The sequence below is a fragment of the Oceanicella actignis genome, assembly GCF_008124525.1.
In the GTDB taxonomy this organism is placed as follows: Bacteria; Pseudomonadota; Alphaproteobacteria; order Rhodobacterales; family Rhodobacteraceae; genus Oceanicella; species Oceanicella actignis.
The window spans coordinates 363,043-378,685 of the sequence record NZ_VNHJ01000003.1 but is presented as its reverse complement, the minus strand read 5'-3'; the positions used below and the strand labels follow the sequence as shown (position 1 = coordinate 378,685).

Annotated in this window: 12 protein-coding genes; 8 read left to right on the top strand and 4 right to left on the bottom strand. The window is 73.1% G+C overall.

The window, feature by feature from the left end:
* Positions 1-2 precede the first annotated feature (2 nt).
* Complete coding sequence (gene hslU / locus LY05_RS06985; protein ID WP_148922607.1) at positions 3-1,331, top strand: ATP-dependent protease ATPase subunit HslU; 1,329 nt, start codon at positions 3-5, stop codon at positions 1,329-1,331.
* A gap of 487 nt (positions 1,332-1,818) precedes the next feature.
* Here the strand turns inward: hslU and leuC are convergent, their stop codons facing one another.
* The 4 genes from leuC to LY05_RS06965 form a co-directional block, all read right to left on the bottom strand.
* Complete coding sequence (gene leuC / locus LY05_RS06980) at positions 1,819-3,234, bottom strand: 3-isopropylmalate dehydratase large subunit (RefSeq protein ID WP_148922606.1); 1,416 nt, start codon at positions 3,232-3,234, stop codon at positions 1,819-1,821.
* 246 nt (positions 3,235-3,480) lie between these two features.
* A complete protein-coding gene (locus LY05_RS06975) occupies positions 3,481-4,164 on the bottom strand; it encodes a CE1 family esterase (RefSeq protein ID WP_249041876.1) in 684 nt (227 codons plus the stop codon).
* A 641-nt stretch (positions 4,165-4,805) separates the two neighbouring features.
* A complete protein-coding gene (locus tag LY05_RS06970) occupies positions 4,806-5,612 on the bottom strand; it encodes a DUF2927 domain-containing protein (RefSeq protein ID WP_148922605.1) in 807 nt (268 codons plus the stop codon).
* Complete coding sequence (locus LY05_RS06965; protein ID WP_148922604.1) at positions 5,609-6,781, bottom strand: DUF2927 domain-containing protein; 1,173 nt, start codon at positions 6,779-6,781, stop codon at positions 5,609-5,611. The genes LY05_RS06970 and LY05_RS06965 overlap by 4 nt, the downstream gene beginning before the upstream one ends.
* An 842-nt stretch (positions 6,782-7,623) precedes the next feature.
* Here LY05_RS06965 and LY05_RS06960 point away from each other — a divergent pair.
* The 7 genes from LY05_RS06960 to LY05_RS06930 all read left to right on the top strand — a co-directional run bounded on the left by LY05_RS06960 (position 7,624) and on the right by LY05_RS06930 (position 15,635).
* Complete coding sequence (locus LY05_RS06960; RefSeq protein WP_072746040.1) at positions 7,624-8,499, top strand: branched-chain amino acid ABC transporter permease; 876 nt, start codon at positions 7,624-7,626, stop codon at positions 8,497-8,499.
* Between the two features lie 4 nt (positions 8,500-8,503).
* Positions 8,504-9,604: a branched-chain amino acid ABC transporter permease gene (locus LY05_RS06955; protein ID WP_072746039.1), complete on the top strand. Its 1,101-nt coding sequence runs from the start codon at positions 8,504-8,506 to the stop codon at positions 9,602-9,604.
* Positions 9,601-10,389: an ABC transporter ATP-binding protein gene (locus tag LY05_RS06950; protein WP_072746038.1), complete on the top strand. Its 789-nt coding sequence runs from the start codon at positions 9,601-9,603 to the stop codon at positions 10,387-10,389. Before LY05_RS06955 ends, LY05_RS06950 begins: the two co-directional genes overlap by 4 nt.
* A complete protein-coding gene (locus LY05_RS06945; protein WP_072746037.1) occupies positions 10,386-11,213 on the top strand; it encodes an ABC transporter ATP-binding protein in 828 nt (275 codons plus the stop codon). Before LY05_RS06950 ends, LY05_RS06945 begins: the two co-directional genes overlap by 4 nt.
* A gap of 14 nt (positions 11,214-11,227) precedes the next feature.
* Positions 11,228-13,093, top strand: a complete 1,866-nt coding sequence (locus LY05_RS06940; protein ID WP_072746122.1) for an AMP-dependent synthetase/ligase — start codon at positions 11,228-11,230, stop codon at positions 13,091-13,093.
* Positions 13,094-13,118: 25 nt separating this feature from the next.
* A complete protein-coding gene (locus LY05_RS06935) occupies positions 13,119-14,276 on the top strand; it encodes an ABC transporter substrate-binding protein (protein WP_148922603.1) in 1,158 nt (385 codons plus the stop codon).
* A 396-nt stretch (positions 14,277-14,672) separates the two neighbouring features.
* Complete coding sequence (locus tag LY05_RS06930; protein ID WP_148922602.1) at positions 14,673-15,635, top strand: ChaN family lipoprotein; 963 nt, start codon at positions 14,673-14,675, stop codon at positions 15,633-15,635.
* Positions 15,636-15,643 lie beyond the last annotated feature (8 nt).

Here is a 15,643-nt window from a genome sequence, read left to right as displayed (position 1 = left end):
CGATGACCGACCTGACCCCGCGAGAGATCGTGTCCGAGCTGGACCGCTACATCGTCGGCCAGTCCGACGCCAAGCGCGCCGTGGCGGTGGCGCTGCGCGCGCGCTGGCGCCGGCGGCGCCTGCCCGAGCCGCTGCGCTCGGAGGTCACGCCCAAGAACATCCTCATGATCGGCCCCACCGGCGTCGGCAAGACCGAGATCAGCCGCCGCCTGGCGCGCCTGGCGCGCGCGCCCTTCGTCAAGGTCGAGGCGACCAAGTTCACCGAGGTCGGCTATGTCGGCCGCGACGTCGAGCAGATCATCCGCGATCTGGTCGAGGTGGCCCTGGCCGAGACGCGCGCGCGCCGCCGCGAAGAGGCCCGCCCCCGCGCTCGCCAGGCCGCCGAGGAGCGCATCCTCGACGCCCTTTGCGGCGCCGGCGCGCGCGAGGCCACGCGCGAGGCCTTCCGCCGGCGCCTGCATGCGGGCGAGCTCGACGCGCACGAGGTCGAGCTGGAGCTGGCCGACCAGGCCAACCCCTTCGCCGCGCTGGACCTGCCCGGCCTTGCCGGCGGTCCGGGGCAGGGCGGCGCGCCGGGGGGCATGGTCAATCTGGGCGAGCTGTTCGGCAAGGCGCTGGGCGGCGGGCGGCGCGAGCGGCGGCGCATGACCGTGGCCGAGGGGCTGGAGGCGCTGACGCTGGAAGAGGCCGAGAAGCTGCTCGATCACGAAAGCCTTTCGCGCGAGGCGCTCGAGGCCGCCGAGCAGGACGGCATCGTCTTCATCGACGAGATCGACAAGATCTGCGCGCGCGAGGGCGTCCGCGGCGCCGACGTCAGCCGCGAGGGCGTGCAGCGCGATCTTCTGCCCCTGATCGAGGGCGCGGCGGTGACCACCCGCCACGGCGTCGTGCGCACCGACCACATCCTGTTCATCGCCTCGGGGGCGTTTCACCTGTCCAAACCCTCGGATCTCCTGCCCGAGCTTCAGGGCCGCCTGCCCATCCGCGTCGAGCTGCGCGCGCTGACCGAGGAGGATTTCGTGCGCATCCTGACCGAGACGGACAACGCGCTCACGCGCCAATACGCGGCGCTGATGGCGACCGAAGGCGTCGAGGTGACCTTCGCGCCCGACGGGGTGCGCGCCCTGGCCGAGATCGCGGCCAAGGTCAACCGCACGGTCGAGAACATCGGCGCGCGCCGCCTGCACACGGTCATGGAGCGGGTGTTCGAGGAGCTGAGCTTCACCGCCCCGGACCGGCCCGGCCAGCAGGTGACGATCGACCGCGCCTATGTCGAGGCGCGCCTGGCCGACCTTGCCGATTCGTCGGATGTGAGCCGCTTCGTCCTGTGACCCGCGCCGCGATCCGGGCCCGAGCCGCCCGGGCCTGACGCGCGCGCCGAAATGACGGCGCCGGGGGCGGCCAAGGGGACGCCGCGGCGCCGGCAAGGGCCAGGAACGCGGGGGCCGAACGTCGCCGCCGACGAATGCGGCGCCGCCGCGTGAAAACGCCCGGGCCCGGCCTCGGGGCGGTCGGACCGGCGCGGCGACGGCCGGCGGGGGCGGCGGAGGCATGGCAGCCATCGGCCGCCCGTCCGGCGCAGGACGCAGCGCGCCGCCGGCCTGTCGCCCGCCGCAGGACGAACGCGCGGCCCGCGAACCGCCCCGGCGGGAGGCTGCACGTCGGCAGCGAGCAGACGCCGCCGGACGCTTGACGCCGACGGTCGTCAGACCCCGCCAGCCCCCTCCAGATGCAAGACGCCGCCGCCCGGGGGGCGGCGGCGTTGCGCGCGGATCGAGCGCGCCGCGCCCCGGGGGCGGCGGCGCGGGGCGGCCCGCGTCAGATCAGGTCGCGCACATCCGTCAGCCGGCCGGTCACCGCCGCGGCGGCGGCCATGGCCGGGGACATCAGATGGGTGCGCCCGCCGCGGCCCTGGCGGCCCTCGAAGTTGCGGTTCGAGGTCGAGGCGCAGCGCTCGCCCGGCTTGAGCTGGTCGGGGTTCATGCCAAGGCACATCGAGCAGCCGGCCATGCGCCACTCGAACCCGGCCTCGATCAGCTTCTGGGCGATGCCCTCTTCCTCGGCCTGGGCGCGCACGAGGCCCGAGCCGGGCACGATGATGGCGCGCACGCCCTCCTTGACCTTGCGGCCCTCCATGATCCGCGCGACCTCGCGCAGATCCTCGATGCGGCCGTTGGTGCACGAGCCGATGAAGACCGTGTCGATCTCGATGTCGGTCAGCTTCATGCCCGGCGTCAGGCCCATGTATTCGAGCGCGCGGCGCGCGGCCTCGACCTTGCCGCCCTCGAACTCCTCGGGATGGGGCACGACGCCGTCGATGGGCAGCACGTCCTCGGGGCTGGTGCCCCAGGTGACCACGGGCGCGATGTCGGCCGCGTCGATCTCTACGATCTTGTCGTAATGCGCGCCCTCGTCCGAGCGCAGGGTGCGCCAGTAGGCCAGCGCGCGCTCCCAGTCCTCGCCCTTGGGGGCGTGGGGGCGGCCCTTGACGTATTCGAAGGTCTTCTCGTCGGGGGCGATCAGGCCGGCGCGCGCGCCGCCCTCGATCGCCATGTTGCACACGGTCATGCGCCCTTCCATCGACAGCGCGCGGATGGCCGAGCCGGCGTATTCGATGACGTGGCCCGTGCCGCCCGCCGTGCCGGTCCTGCCGATGATCGACAGCGTGATGTCCTTGGCGGTGACGCCGGGGGCGGTCTCGCCCTCGACGCGGACCAGCATGTTCTTGGACTTCTTCTGGATCAGCGTCTGGGTCGCCAGCACGTGCTCGACCTCGGAGGTGCCGATGCCGTGGGCCAGCGCGCCGAAGGCGCCGTGGGTGGCGGTGTGGCTGTCGCCGCACACGATGGTCATGCCCGGCTGGGTCCAGCCCTGCTCGGGGCCGATGATGTGCACGATGCCCTGGCGGATGTCGTCGACGCCGTAATACTCGATGCCGTTCTCCTCGGCGTTGCGCTTCAGCGTCTCGACCTGGATGCGGCTTTCCTCGTTCTCGATGCCCTTGGCGCGGTCGGGCGTGGTGGGCACGTTGTGATCGGGCACGGCGACGGTGGCGTCGGGCCGGCGCACCTTGCGTCCAGCCATGCGCAGGCCCTCGAAGGCCTGCGGGCTGGTTACCTCATGCACCAGGTGGCGGTCGATGTAGAGCAGGCAGGTGCCGTCCTCGGCCTGATCGACCACGTGGTCGTCCCAGATCTTGTCGTAAAGCGTGCGAGGTGCGGAGGAGGATGTCATCGCGGAAGTCTCCGTGGCGGGGGGCGTTCCGGCGCGTCGTCTTGCGCCGATGCGTGCTGTTGCGGCCGCGGCCGCGCGCGCCCTGGCTGGCGCGCCCGTTCTCAGAGCGCGCGCGCGCTGAGCGCGGCGGCGTGGAACCGCCAGGGCAGCCGGACGCGATCCGATATGCGCAGGAACGAGAACATGCGCCTTATCTACGTCCGCGCCCGCCGCGCCGCAAGCGTCAAACGCCGCGCGGGGGCCCGCTCAGGGCGCGATCTCGCGCCCCTCGAACCAGTCCAGCGCCAGCGCCGCCCATTCGCGCGGAACGCGATGCCCGCCCGGGTGAAGCGCCAGCGCCAGCTCGCCCCCGGCCGCGCAGTCGCGCCAGCGGCGCAGCAGCAGCGCGCCGCGGCGGCCGAAGGCGTCGGGGGCGTCGCGCGCGCAGCCGAACGCGGCCCGCAAGAGCGCAAGCCCTCGGAACAGGTCGCCCTGAACCAGGCGTCCGCCCGCCACCGCCCGTCCCTCGAGCGGAACCACGCGGTCGCTCCAGCCATGGACGTGGAGCAGGCGCGTCGGTCCCGCGCAGCGCGCCGGCAACGGGCGCCAGAGCAGGCCGGCCACGGGCGCATGGGCGGCGAAGGCGCCGGGGCGGACGCAGGCCATGCGCCAGACCATCATGCCCCCGCTCGAGAACCCGGCCAGAAGCATGCGCCGGCGGTCGAGGCCGAATCGCGCGGCGGCGTCGTCGGCGAGCGCGCTCAGAAAGGCCGCGTCGTCCCGCGCCGGCGGCGCGCCGCGCGCGTTCCACCCCCCGCCGCGATCCCCCGCAAAGCGCGGCGCCCCCTGCGGGGCGATGAAGGCGAGGCCGCGCGCCAGAAACGCCTCGACCAGCGGGCGGTTGCGCATGACCGCCGCCGCGCGCCCGCCGTGGCCGTGCAGGAAGATCACGGCCGGGCGCGGCGCGCTCGGGTCCCGTGCGGGGCGGGGCGCTGGGTCGGCGGGCAGGGCGATGAGATACTCGCCGCCGGCCGCGACGCAGGGCGCGTCCGCCCGGCCGCATTCGGCGCCCGCCTGCGCGAGCGCCTGGGCGGCCGCGGCCAGCGCCAGCGCAGCGGCGGGCAGGATCGCGGCGCGCAGCCGTCGGGCAAGCGCGGCGAGGGGACGGCGCGGCGCGCCTGCGCATCCGGGGCGCGAGAGTGGGCGCGGCGCCCGTCCGGCCCCTTGCGGCGGGGCGGCGGCCGCGCCCGAGAGCGGGCCTGTCCGCACCCGAATCCTCATCCGAACGGTCGCGGCGCAGCCAGGGGCGGCGGGCGCAGGCGGGCTGGGCGGACGTCGCCCGCGCCGATCTGGCGCGGCGGCGGCGTCCGCGCCCGCGGGCTGGCCGTCCGTCGCGGCGCAAGATCGGCGCGCGCCGGCGCGCGGCCCGTCCGTTCGTTTCCCGTCGGCGATCCTGCGCGGCGAAGGCTTCGCCCCTTGCGGCCCCGCGCGCCCGAGGGCGGCGGGCTTCGGCGCCTTGGAGTGGGTTCGGCGCGGGCGCGCGGCCGCCGTCTGGTCGGCCTCGGTCGGGGCCAGGGCCCGGGCGCGCGCGCTCATGAGTGCGGCGCGGCGCCCGCGCGCGGCGCCGGGTCGAAGTCGCGCACGTTCTCGGTCATCCTCCGCACCAGGCGCAGCGCCTGCGCGCGCGGCATGCCCGCGCGCAGGGCAGGGCGGTAAAGAAGGCGCAGGAGCGCCGCGCGCGTCGGCCGGTCGGGAGGCGGCGAGACGCGCGCGAAATCCAGCCCGAGCGCGGCGCTCAGCCCGTCCTCGAGGCAGGCGGCGCGGGTCCGGGCGGGGGCCTCGGCCGCGACGCCGATCACCGCGCGCCCCAGCGCGCCGCGGGGCGCGCCGGGGGCCTCTTCGGCCAGCGACGCGCAGGGGCCTGCGCCGGGCGCGCCGCTCAGCCACCGGCCGAAGGACGAGGCGGCGGCGCGCGCGTCGCCCGTGGCCGCCATTTGCGCGGCAAGGGCGCGGCGCAGCTCGGGCGGCAGGACGAAGATGCGGATCTCGGCCTGTTCGCCATCGGCCGAGCGCAGGTCCAGTCGGGTCAGGCGGCGCAGGCGCGCCATGGCCGCGCGCGCGGCTTCGACATCCTGCGCCTCGGGCGCGCCATGGAAGGCGACGCGGGCGGGCCCTTGCCACTTGCGCAGCGTCTGCGCGGGCGCGTCGGCGCCGCGCGCGCCTTCGGTTCCGGCCGCCTCGGCATCGGCCCCGGTCGCCGCCGCGAAGGCTGCGAACAGCGCCGGCCCCTGGCGAGAAGCTTCGGGCGCGCCGCGCCGGGCGTATTGCCCATTCTGCGCCGTGCAGCCCGCGAGCGCCAGGGCGACCGCCGCCGCCAGCGTCGCGGCCCGGCCGGTCATGCGCGCGCCCTCGGCCCCGCGCCTGGGCGCAGCGCGGCGCCCGGCGCGGCCTGGGCGTCGAAACGCCGGGCGCCGAAATCCTGGGCGGCCCTATCGCGGGCGGCCGAATGGCGGGCGGGCGCGACCTCGCCGGCGGCCGCAAGCTCGGCGATGATGCGGCGCACGATGGGCATGCCCTCTTCGGCCGTCATGCCGTGGCGCAGCCGCGGGTCGTAGAGGATGCGCAGCAACAGCTCGTCATGCCGGGTGAGGGCCGCGAATTCCTGATCGTCGTTGAAGATCGAGGGCCGCGCCTCGGGGTCGTCGTTCACCAGCCCCAGGATCTGGGTCAGCTCCTCGTGAATGCAGCTCAGGCGCAGACGGCCCGCCGTCTCGGCCTTGATGGCGACGATGGCGCGCTGGTCGCGCCCGGGGCCCTCGCCGCGCCAGCCGACCTGGCCGACGCAAGGATAGCTGTCGTCGCGCGCCCAGGCGGCGATGGCGTCCATGTTGCCGGGCATGCCGGCGGCCAGGATTCCCGCGGCGCGACGCAGCTCGGGCCCCGCGATCAGGATCATGACCCGCGCGCCCTCGTCCTGCGCGTCTTCATCGGGCGCGCGGCCGCCCCGGGCCGGCGGCTGATCGGGCGAGGACGCGCCGGGCGCGGGCGTGTCTGGCGCGGACGTGTCTGGCGCGGGGCGTTCGGAAAAGCGCAGCCCGGTCAGCGCCGAGAGGCGCGCGGTCAGCGCGCGAAAGGCGCGGCGGTCGTCCTCGCGCACGCCGTCGCCGGTCAGCGTCCACGTCACCTCGCCGTCCCACTTGATGAGCTGCGTCGGGGTCGGCGCGGCGATCAGGCCCGGGCCGTCGGCGAATTCCTTGTGAAAGGCGATGCGCTCGAAATCGCGCGCCAGATCCTCGGCGTCGAAGGGCGCGTCGGCCGGGTCGCGGTCGAGCCTGAGCAGCCCCTGGCGCACATGCGCGCGCTCGAGCGCGGCGTAGCGGTCGGCCAGGCTCTGCGCGCATCCGCCCGCCAGCGCCGCCAGCGCCGCCGCGGCGCACAGCCTGGCCGCGCGCGACGAAAGGCGGGGCCTTGCCGGGCGGCGGGGCTGCGCCGCGCGGCCGGGCGCCGGGGCGCGGGCGGGCGCAAGGGCCGAAAGGGCGGCGCGGCGCCGCCTGGCTGGATGCGTCATCGTCGTCGACTCGCTTTGCGGCCCGGGCGCTGAGCCGAGGCGGGCGTTCAGGAAACATAGCGTCGCCGCGCCCGCGGCGCCAGCGCGCGGGGGCGCGGTGCAGGGCGAGGGGGCGGGGACCGGGGCGAGGGACCGGGGCGAGGGGCCGGGGACGGGCGCGCGCAGATGGCGGCCGAGCGAGCGGGGCGGGCGAGGGCGGCGGGCGAGGGGCGTGCGCGGCGCAGCGGCGCCGTCATGGGCCGGCGGCCACCGGGGGCGGCGCGGCGGGGCCTTGGCGCTTGCGGGGATAGGGTCGGCCGCCGATGGACGCGAAGCGGCGGAGGCCGGCCATCGGGTCGGGCCCGGCGGGGCGATGGCGGCCCCTCCTGCGCTCGGACGCGGGCAAGCGAGGCGTGCCGGGCCGCCGCCGCGCGGCGCGGGCAGGAGCGCGGCCAAGGGCATGCGCAACGCCGCATGAGGCGGGGGGCGCGGCGATGGGAACGCGCCAGGGGCCGCGGCTGGCGCGCCGCCCGGATCGGGCGGGGCGGGCGAGGGGGCGAGAGCGGGTCGGCGGCCAGCGCGCGCGGCGCACCGGGCGGCACATCGGGCGGCGCATCGGGCCGATCGCTTGACCGGCGGGCGGAAACCGCCCAACATGACGCCGAGGAGCAGGTTCAGGCGGCGGCGTCGCCGCCTTTGCACCGCCCGCGGAAGCGGCGCGCGCAAGAAACTGGCCGACGGGGCGGCGAAACCCTCTGGACGCGCGGCGCAACTTCGCTATCGTCTGACATGAACGCGGAACATCGTTTCGCAACACGAACGACCGCGGGGCCGGAACCCCGCGGCGCGACAGGGAGGAATGCGTGGACTTCTCGCAACTGCTCGTCGGCGGGATCGCCAATGGGTGCGTCTATGGGCTCGTGGCCCTGGGATTCGTGCTCATCTACAAGGCCACCGAGGCGGTGAACTTCGCCCAGGGCGACATGATGATGCTGGGCGCCTTCATCGCCCTCCAGGCGGTCAACGAGGATCGCTGGGGGCTGCCCTTCGCGCTCGGCCTTGCGCTGGCCGTGGTTCTGATGGGCGCGATCTCCTGGGCGATCGAGGTCGCGATCATCCGTCGCCTGTTCGGCCAGCCGCAATTCGCCGTCGTCATCCTGACCATCGCGCTGGGCTTCGTGCTGCGCTTCGTGGCCGGCGTGATCTGGGGGCACGAGCCGCAGACGCTGCAGACCCCCATGGCGGGGCGCCAGTTCGAGCTGGGCCCGGTCTCGGTCGGCTATGACGAGGCCTTCGTGATTCTCGCCACGGCGGCGCTGACGCTGCTGCTCTACCTGTTCTTCGCGCGCACCAAGCTGGGCATCGCCATGCAGGCGGCCTCGCAGAACCAGCTGGCGGCCTATTACGTGGGCGTGCCGGTCAAGCGCGTCTCGTCGATGATCTGGGCGCTGTCGGGGATGCTGGCGACGGTGGCGGGGGTGCTGTTCGCGGCCAAGGGCTCGATCGATCCCAGCGCCGGGCTTCTGGGCATCAAGGCCTTCGCGGCGGCGGTGATCGGGGGCTTCGGCTCGCTGCCGGGCGCGCTGCTGGGCGGGCTGCTGATCGGCCTGGTCGAGACCTTCGCCGCCCGCTACGGCGCGGCCGGATACAGCCAGATCGCGCCCTACGCCATCATGCTGCTGGTGCTGGTGCTGCGGCCCAACGGGCTGTTCGCCCAGTTCGCCCAGAAGAAGGTCTGACGGCATGAAGTTCCATTTCAAGACCTCCTACGAGCAGGACATCCGCATCTTCGAGGACCGCGCCAAGGCGGGCTGGTACGGGCTTCTGGCGCTGCTGGCGGCGGCGGCGCCCTACCTTCTGGACGAATACATGCTGGGTGAGCTGACGCTCATGCTCATCTGGGCGCTGGCGGGGCTGGGGCTGATGCTGCTGGCCGGGCACACGGGCCAGCCGAGCCTGGGGCATGCCGCCTTCCTGGCCTGCGGCGCCTACATGGAGGTGTGGCTGGCCGAGCGCGGCGTGCCGTTCCCGATCTCGTTCCCGCTGGCGGGGCTCTTCGCCGGCGTGGTCGGCGCGCTGATCGCGGTGCCGGCCCTGAAGATGAGCGGCATCTACCTGGCCATCGCCACCCTGGCGGTGGGGATCATCACCGAGGACGTGATCATCCTGCTCGAGGACTTCACCGGCGGCATCGGCGGCGTCTATGCGCCCTCGATCACGCTGCTGGGGACCGACATCGACCGCTACGCCGATGGCGGGCGGCCCTTCTACTGGCTGTGCCTGGCGGCGCTGATCGCGGTCAATCTCATCTACCTCAACATCCTGCGCTCGCCCACCGGGCGCGCCTTCGTCGCCATCCGCGATTCCGAGGTCTCGGCCCGCGCCATGGGCGTGAACGTGGCGCGCTACAAGACGCTGGCCTTCGGGCTGTCGTGCTTCTTCACCGGGCTTGCGGGGGCGCTGCTGGCGCATTTCCTCGGAGCGTTCAACTACGAAGCCTTCCTGGTGCTGATCTCGGTGCAGATGCTGCTGATGGTCACCATCGGCGGGCTCGGCTCGATCCACGGGGCGTATCTGGGCGCGATCGTGGTGGTGTTCCTGCCGCAGGCCATCGTGCGCCTGCGCGAGCAGGTCGCCGAGCTGATGGGCGCGGGCAACGCCTCGATCCCCGGCCTCGACACGGGCGTCTTCGCCCTGGTGCTGATCGCCTTCATCCTGATCGAGCCGACCGGCCTTTACGGACGCTGGCTCAAGATCCGCACCTTCTTCGAGCTGTTCCCGCTCTACCGCAAGGACATGTTCAAGCGGCACAAGAGCTTCCTCAAGACGGAGCGGATGAAATGAGCCTTCTTTCGGTCCGCGACCTGTCCATCTCGTTTGGCGGCGTCAAGGCCGTGGACGGCGTCAGCTTCGACGTCGAGGAGGGCGAGGTCTTCACCATCGTCGGCCCGAACGGGGCGGGCAAGTCGACCATCTTCAACCTCATCTCGCGCTTCTACCAGCCGACCGGCGGCAGCATCGTCTTCGACGGGCAAGACATCACGCGCATGCGGCCCGACCAGATCGCGCCGCTGGGCATCGCGCGCACCTTCCAGAACATCGAGCTGTTCGAGCACTCGACCGTGCTGCAGAACCTTCTGGTCGGGCGCCATTCGCGCCGGCGCACCCACTGGCTCGAGGACATGTTCTTCCTGCCGCGCGTGCGCCGCGAAGAGCTGCGCCACCGCCGCCGCGTCGAGGAGGTGATCGACTTTCTCGACCTGCAGCCCTACCGCGACAAGATGATCGCGGGCCTGCCCTACGGCGTGCGCAAGATCGTCGAGGTGGCGCGGGGCCTGGCCTCCCAGCCCAAGCTGCTGCTGCTGGACGAGCCCGCCTCGGGCCTTTCGGTCGAGGAGACGCAGGATCTGGTCTTCTGGATCCAGGACATGAACAAGGACATGGGGCTGACGATCCTGATGGTCGAGCATGACATGAGCCTGGTCAACCAGGTGTCCGACCGCGTTCTGGCGCTGGCCGACGGCCGGCCGCTGGCGCTGGGAACCCCGCAGGAGGTGCAGTCCGATCCGCGCGTGATCGAGGCCTATCTGGGCGCCCCGGACGACGAGAACGAAGGAGAGGCGGCATGAGCGCCCCGGTCGCGACTCCCGCTCGCCCGCAGGCCGCCGCCGCCGATCAGGCGCCGGTGCTCGAGCTGCGCAACGTCGAGTGCTTCTACGGCCCGATCATGGCCATCCGCGGCGTCTCGATCGAGGTGCCCAAGGGCCGCATCGTCACCATCCTGGGGGCGAACGGCGCGGGCAAGACGACGCTCATGCGCACGATCTCGGGCGTGATGGACCCAGAGAAGGGCGAGGTGCTGCTCGAGGGGCGCGTGATCTCGGGGCTCGAGCCCGACCAGATCGTGCGCGCGGGCGTGGCCCATGTGCCCGAGGGGCGCGAGGTGTTCCCCTTCCTCACCGTCGAGGAGAACCTGTTCATGGGCGCCTACACGCGCCGCGACGGGGCCGAGGCGATCCGCGCGGACATGGAGATGGTCTACGGCTATTTCCCCATCCTGCGCGAGCGGCGCGGCCAGCCGGCGGGCACGCTGTCGGGCGGACAGCAGCAGATGCTGGCCATCGGCCGCGGCCTGATGGCGCGCCCGCGGGTGATGCTGCTGGACGAGCCCTCGCTGGGCCTGTCGCCGCTGCTGGTCAAGGAGATCTTCGCCATCATCCGGCGGCTGAACCGCGAGCAGGGCGTGACCATGCTGCTGGTCGAGCAGAACGCCAACGTCGCGCTGCGCGCGGCCCATTACGGCTATGTGCTGGAGCTGGGGCGCGTGGTCATGGCCGGCCCGTCCGAGCGCCTGCTGGCCTCGGAGGACATCCAGGAATTCTACCTGGGCGGGCACGCCGGCGCCGCGCCGCGCGGCCAGAAGCGCTGGAAGCGCAAGAAGTCGTGGCGGTGAGAGGGATGAACGACATGACCCAGGCAACCCGCACGGACGCGGCCATCGCTCCCGACGCGCCGATCCTGGTGGACGGCTGCGACACCATCGCGCGGCTGTTCGCCCATCGCTGCCGCGTCAAGGGCGACGCCGTCGCCCACCGCGAGAAGGAGCTGGGAATCTGGCGCGAATTCTCGTGGAACGACTACTACGACAACGCGCGCCTGATCGGCCTGGCGCTGGCGCGGCTGGGCATGGAGCGCGGCGACGTGGTCTCGATCCTGTCCGAGGACCGCAAGGAGTGGCTCTACGTCGACATGGGCGTCGTGTGCATGGGCGGCGTGACCAACGGCGTCTACACCACCGACAGCGCCGAGCAGCTGGCCTATCTGGTCAACGACAGCGGCTCGCGCTTCCTGTTCCTCGAGAACGAGGAGCAGCTCGACAAGTGGCTCGAGGTGCGCGACCGCATGCCCACCCTGGTCAAGGTCATCGTCTTCGAGCGCGAGGGCCTGCGCGGCTTCTCGGACCCCATGGTCATGTTCCATGACGAGCTTCTGGGCCTGGGCGCCGAGGCGCTGCAGGACCAGCCGCGCCGCTTCGAGGAAGAGCTGGAAAAGGCCCGCCCCGAGGACACGATGATGCTCATCTACACCTCGGGCACCACCGGGCCGCCCAAGGGCGCGATGATCACCCATCGCAACATGATCTACCAGCTGCACGCCGGGCTCGAGATCCTCGACTTCCGCGAGACGGACGAGCTCTTGTGCTTCCTGCCGCTGTGCCATGTGCTCGAGCGGCTGGTCTCGGTCGAGTTCCCGCTGGCCGCGGGCGTGGTGGTCAACTTCGCCGAAAGCCCCGAGACGGTGTTCGACAACCTGCGCGAGGTCTCGCCCCACTCGTTCACCGCCGTGCCGCGCCTTTGGGAGAAGATCTACTCGCGCATCCGCATCATGCGCTCCGAGGCGACGGCCTTCGGGCGCTGGTGCTTCGACCGCGCGATCGAGACCGGGCTCGAGGCGGTGCGGCTGCAGGAAGAGGGCAAGCCGCTGCCGCCCATGCTGCGCCTGCGCCGGGCCTTCTGGGACTGGGCGGCGCTGCGCAACGTGCGCGCGCTGATCGGGCTCGACCGGGCGCGGCGGGGCACGACGGGCGCGGCGCCGATCTCGCCCGAGCTGATCCGCTGGTTCGGCGCGCTGGGGGTGCCGCTGCTCGAGGGCTACGGCATGACCGAGACCTCGGGCGTGGCCACGGCCAACACGCTCGAGGACAACGTGATCGGCACGGTGGGCAAGCCGCTGCCGGGCACCGAGATCCGCATCTCGCCCGAGGGCGAGATCCTGGTGCGCGGCCCGAACGTCTTCAAGGGCTACTGGAACAAGCCCGACAAGACCGCCGAAACCATCGACGCCGAGGGCTGGCTGCACACCGGCGACGTGGGCCGGCTGGGCAATGACGGCGCGCTGACCATCACGGGCCGGATGAAGGACATCATCATCACCGCGGGCGGCAAGAACATCACCCCCGCCGAGATCGAAAGCCGGCTCAAGTTCAGCCCCTACATCGCGGATGCGGTGGTGATCGGCGACCGGCGCAAGTATCTGACGTGCCTCGTGATGATCGATCAGGAGAACGTCGAGAAATACGCCCAGGACCGGCGCGTGCCCTTCAGCGACTTCGCCTCGCTGTGCGCCGCTCCCGAGGTGCGCGAGCTGATCGCGGCCGAGATCGCCGAGGTCAACAAGGCCTTCGCCCGGGTCGAGCAGATCAAGGACTTCCGTCTCATCGACGTCCTTCTGACGGCCGAGGACGAAGAGCTGACACCCACCATGAAGCTCAAGCGCGGCTTCGTGGAGAAGAAGCACAAGGCGCTGATCGACGACATGTATGGCGCGCAATGAGCGCAGGTCCAACGGGAGAACAAGCATGAAACGAATTTTCGCCGCAGCCGCGGCCGCCGCGCTGATCGCCGGGCCGGTCCTGGCCGAGACGCAGGGCGTGACCGACGACGAGATCGTGATCGGCTCGCACACCGATCTGAGCGGCCCCTTCGCCGCCTTCGGCGCGCCCGCCACCAAGGCCGCGCAGCTCTATTTCGACGAGGTCAACGCCAAGGGCGGCGTGCATGGCCGCAAGATCCGCTTCGTGGTCGAGGATCACGGCTACCAGGTGCCCAAGGCGGTGCAGGCGGTCAACAAGCTGGTCAACCGCGACAAGGTCTTCGCCATGCTGCTGTCGCTGGGCACGCCGCACAACCTGGCCGCGTTCAAGATCCTGGACCGCAAGGGCATTCCGAACATCTCGCCGCTGTCCTCGGCGCGGCAGATGCTGCAGGAGCCGGCCGATCTGAAGTTCGTGGGCACCTCGTCCTATTACGACGGCACGCGCGCGGCCATCGGCTACATGGCCGAGCATGAGGGCGCCAAGTCGGTGTGCACCATGTTCATCCCCTCGGACTTCGGCGAAGAGATCCACCAGGGCGCCAAGGACGAGGCCGCCGCGCGCGGTCTGACCTATGCGGCCGAGACCACGCACAAGCCCGACGAGGTCGATTTCGTCGGCGCGCTGGGCAAGCTGCAGGCAGCCGGCTGCGACACCGTCGCCGTGGCGCTGGGGCTCAAGCAGGTCATCACCGCCGTGGCCACGGCCAAGAAGATCGGCTGGAACGACGTCAAGTTCGTGGGCTCGTCCGCGGCCTTCCACACCGTGGTCGCCAAGGTGCCCGGCGGCGTGACCGAGGGCTTCTACGCCGGCGCCGGCTGGACCGATCTCGAGGGCCGCATGGACGATCCCGTCGTCGCCGCATGGGTCAAGTCCTACACCGAAGCGACGGGCGAAAGCTTCCCGGGCACGGGCGCGATGCTGGGCCGCTCGTCGGCCGAGATCTTCGTCAAGGCGCTCGAGAAGGCCGGGCGCGATCTGACCGTGGAAAGCTTCAAGGCCGCGATGGAGTCGCTCGAGGGCTACGACCACATCCTCGGCGCCAATTACAGCTACGGACCCGACAAGCACGTCGGCAACACGACCGTCTACATCTCGAAGGTCGAGGGCGGCAAATGGGTGGTGGTCGGCGAGGTCAAGTGACCGCCTGACCGCGACGCCCGGATCGGGGCCCGGCCGCAAGGCCGGGCCCTTCGCGTTCGGGGGGCCTTCGCGTTCGGGGGCCTTTCGCATTCGGGGGCCCTTCGCATTCGGGGGCTGGCGCGCGACCCCCGCGAGGCGCGCCGCCCTTCGTCCGACGCGCCGCGCCCGCGCGCCGCCGCCGCCCGAGGCGACGCGCCCGTGCGCCACGCCGCGAGCTTCGTTCGCCGCGGATCCGGCGCAGCCCACCCCGCCGCGGGTCGGAGCGCCCCCGCCGCCTCGCCCGTGCGCGCCGCGCAGCCGCAACCTTGCCGCCGCTCGCGACTCGCGCCGGCGCTGCGGCCGGAAGGGCGGACCGCGTTCTGGACAAGGCGCTGCGCCCGCGCCACCATCGCGCGCATGAAACCGATCGAGCAGACCCCGGCGTCGGCGGCGCGCGCGGCGCATCGGCCCGGGCGGCGCGCCGTTCTGGCCGGGGCGCTGGCCTTGTGCGCCTGCGCGCGCGCGCCGCGTCCGTCCCTCGGCGCGTCGGCCGCCGCCGGGGCCGCCGACGACGCGCTGCGCATCGAGGATCTGCGCGCAAGGCGTCGCCTGCCCGGCCTTGCGGCGCTGGCCGATCTTGCCCGCGGCGCGCCCTTGATCGTCGTCGGCGAGATCCACGACAACCCCGCGCATCAGCGCAACGCGGCGCGGCTGGCGCGCCTTTTGAACGTGGGCGCCGTGGCGCTCGAAATGCTGCCCGAGGGAGACGAGCCGCGCGCCGAGGCGCTGCGCGCGGCCGGGGCGCCTCGGGCCGGGCAGGAGGCGCCCGAATGGGCGCGCTACCTGCCCATCCTCGGAGCCGTTCCCGATGCGGCGGCGATCGGCGCCGGCGTCCCGCGCGAGAGGCTGCGCATGGCCGCGCGCCAGGGGGCGGCGGCCGCCTTCGGCCCGGATGCGGCCCGTTTCGGCCTGGACGCGCCGCTGCCCGAGGAGCTGGCGGCGCCGCTGCGCGACGAGCTGCGCGCCAGCCATTGCGGCCTTGCGCCCGAGCGGATGATCCCCGCCATGCTCGAGGCCCAGCGTCTGCGCGACGCGGCCTTCGCGCGGGCGCTGCTTCGCGCGCGCCAGGCGGCCGGCGGGCGCGCGGCCATGCTGGTGACGGGCGACGGGCATGCCCGGCGCGACCGAGGCGTGCCGCGGGCGCTGGCGCTGGCCGCGCCGGGGCTGCGGGTCTTCGTCATCGGCCAGTTCGAGGCCGCGCCCGGCTTCGGTCCGCCGGCCGGGGTCGGGGCGCTGTTCGACGCCATGATCCTGAGCGCGCCGGCGCCGCGCGCCGATCCCTGCGCGCAGCTGCGCGCGCGCGGCCCGATGCGCGGGTGAGGGCGGGA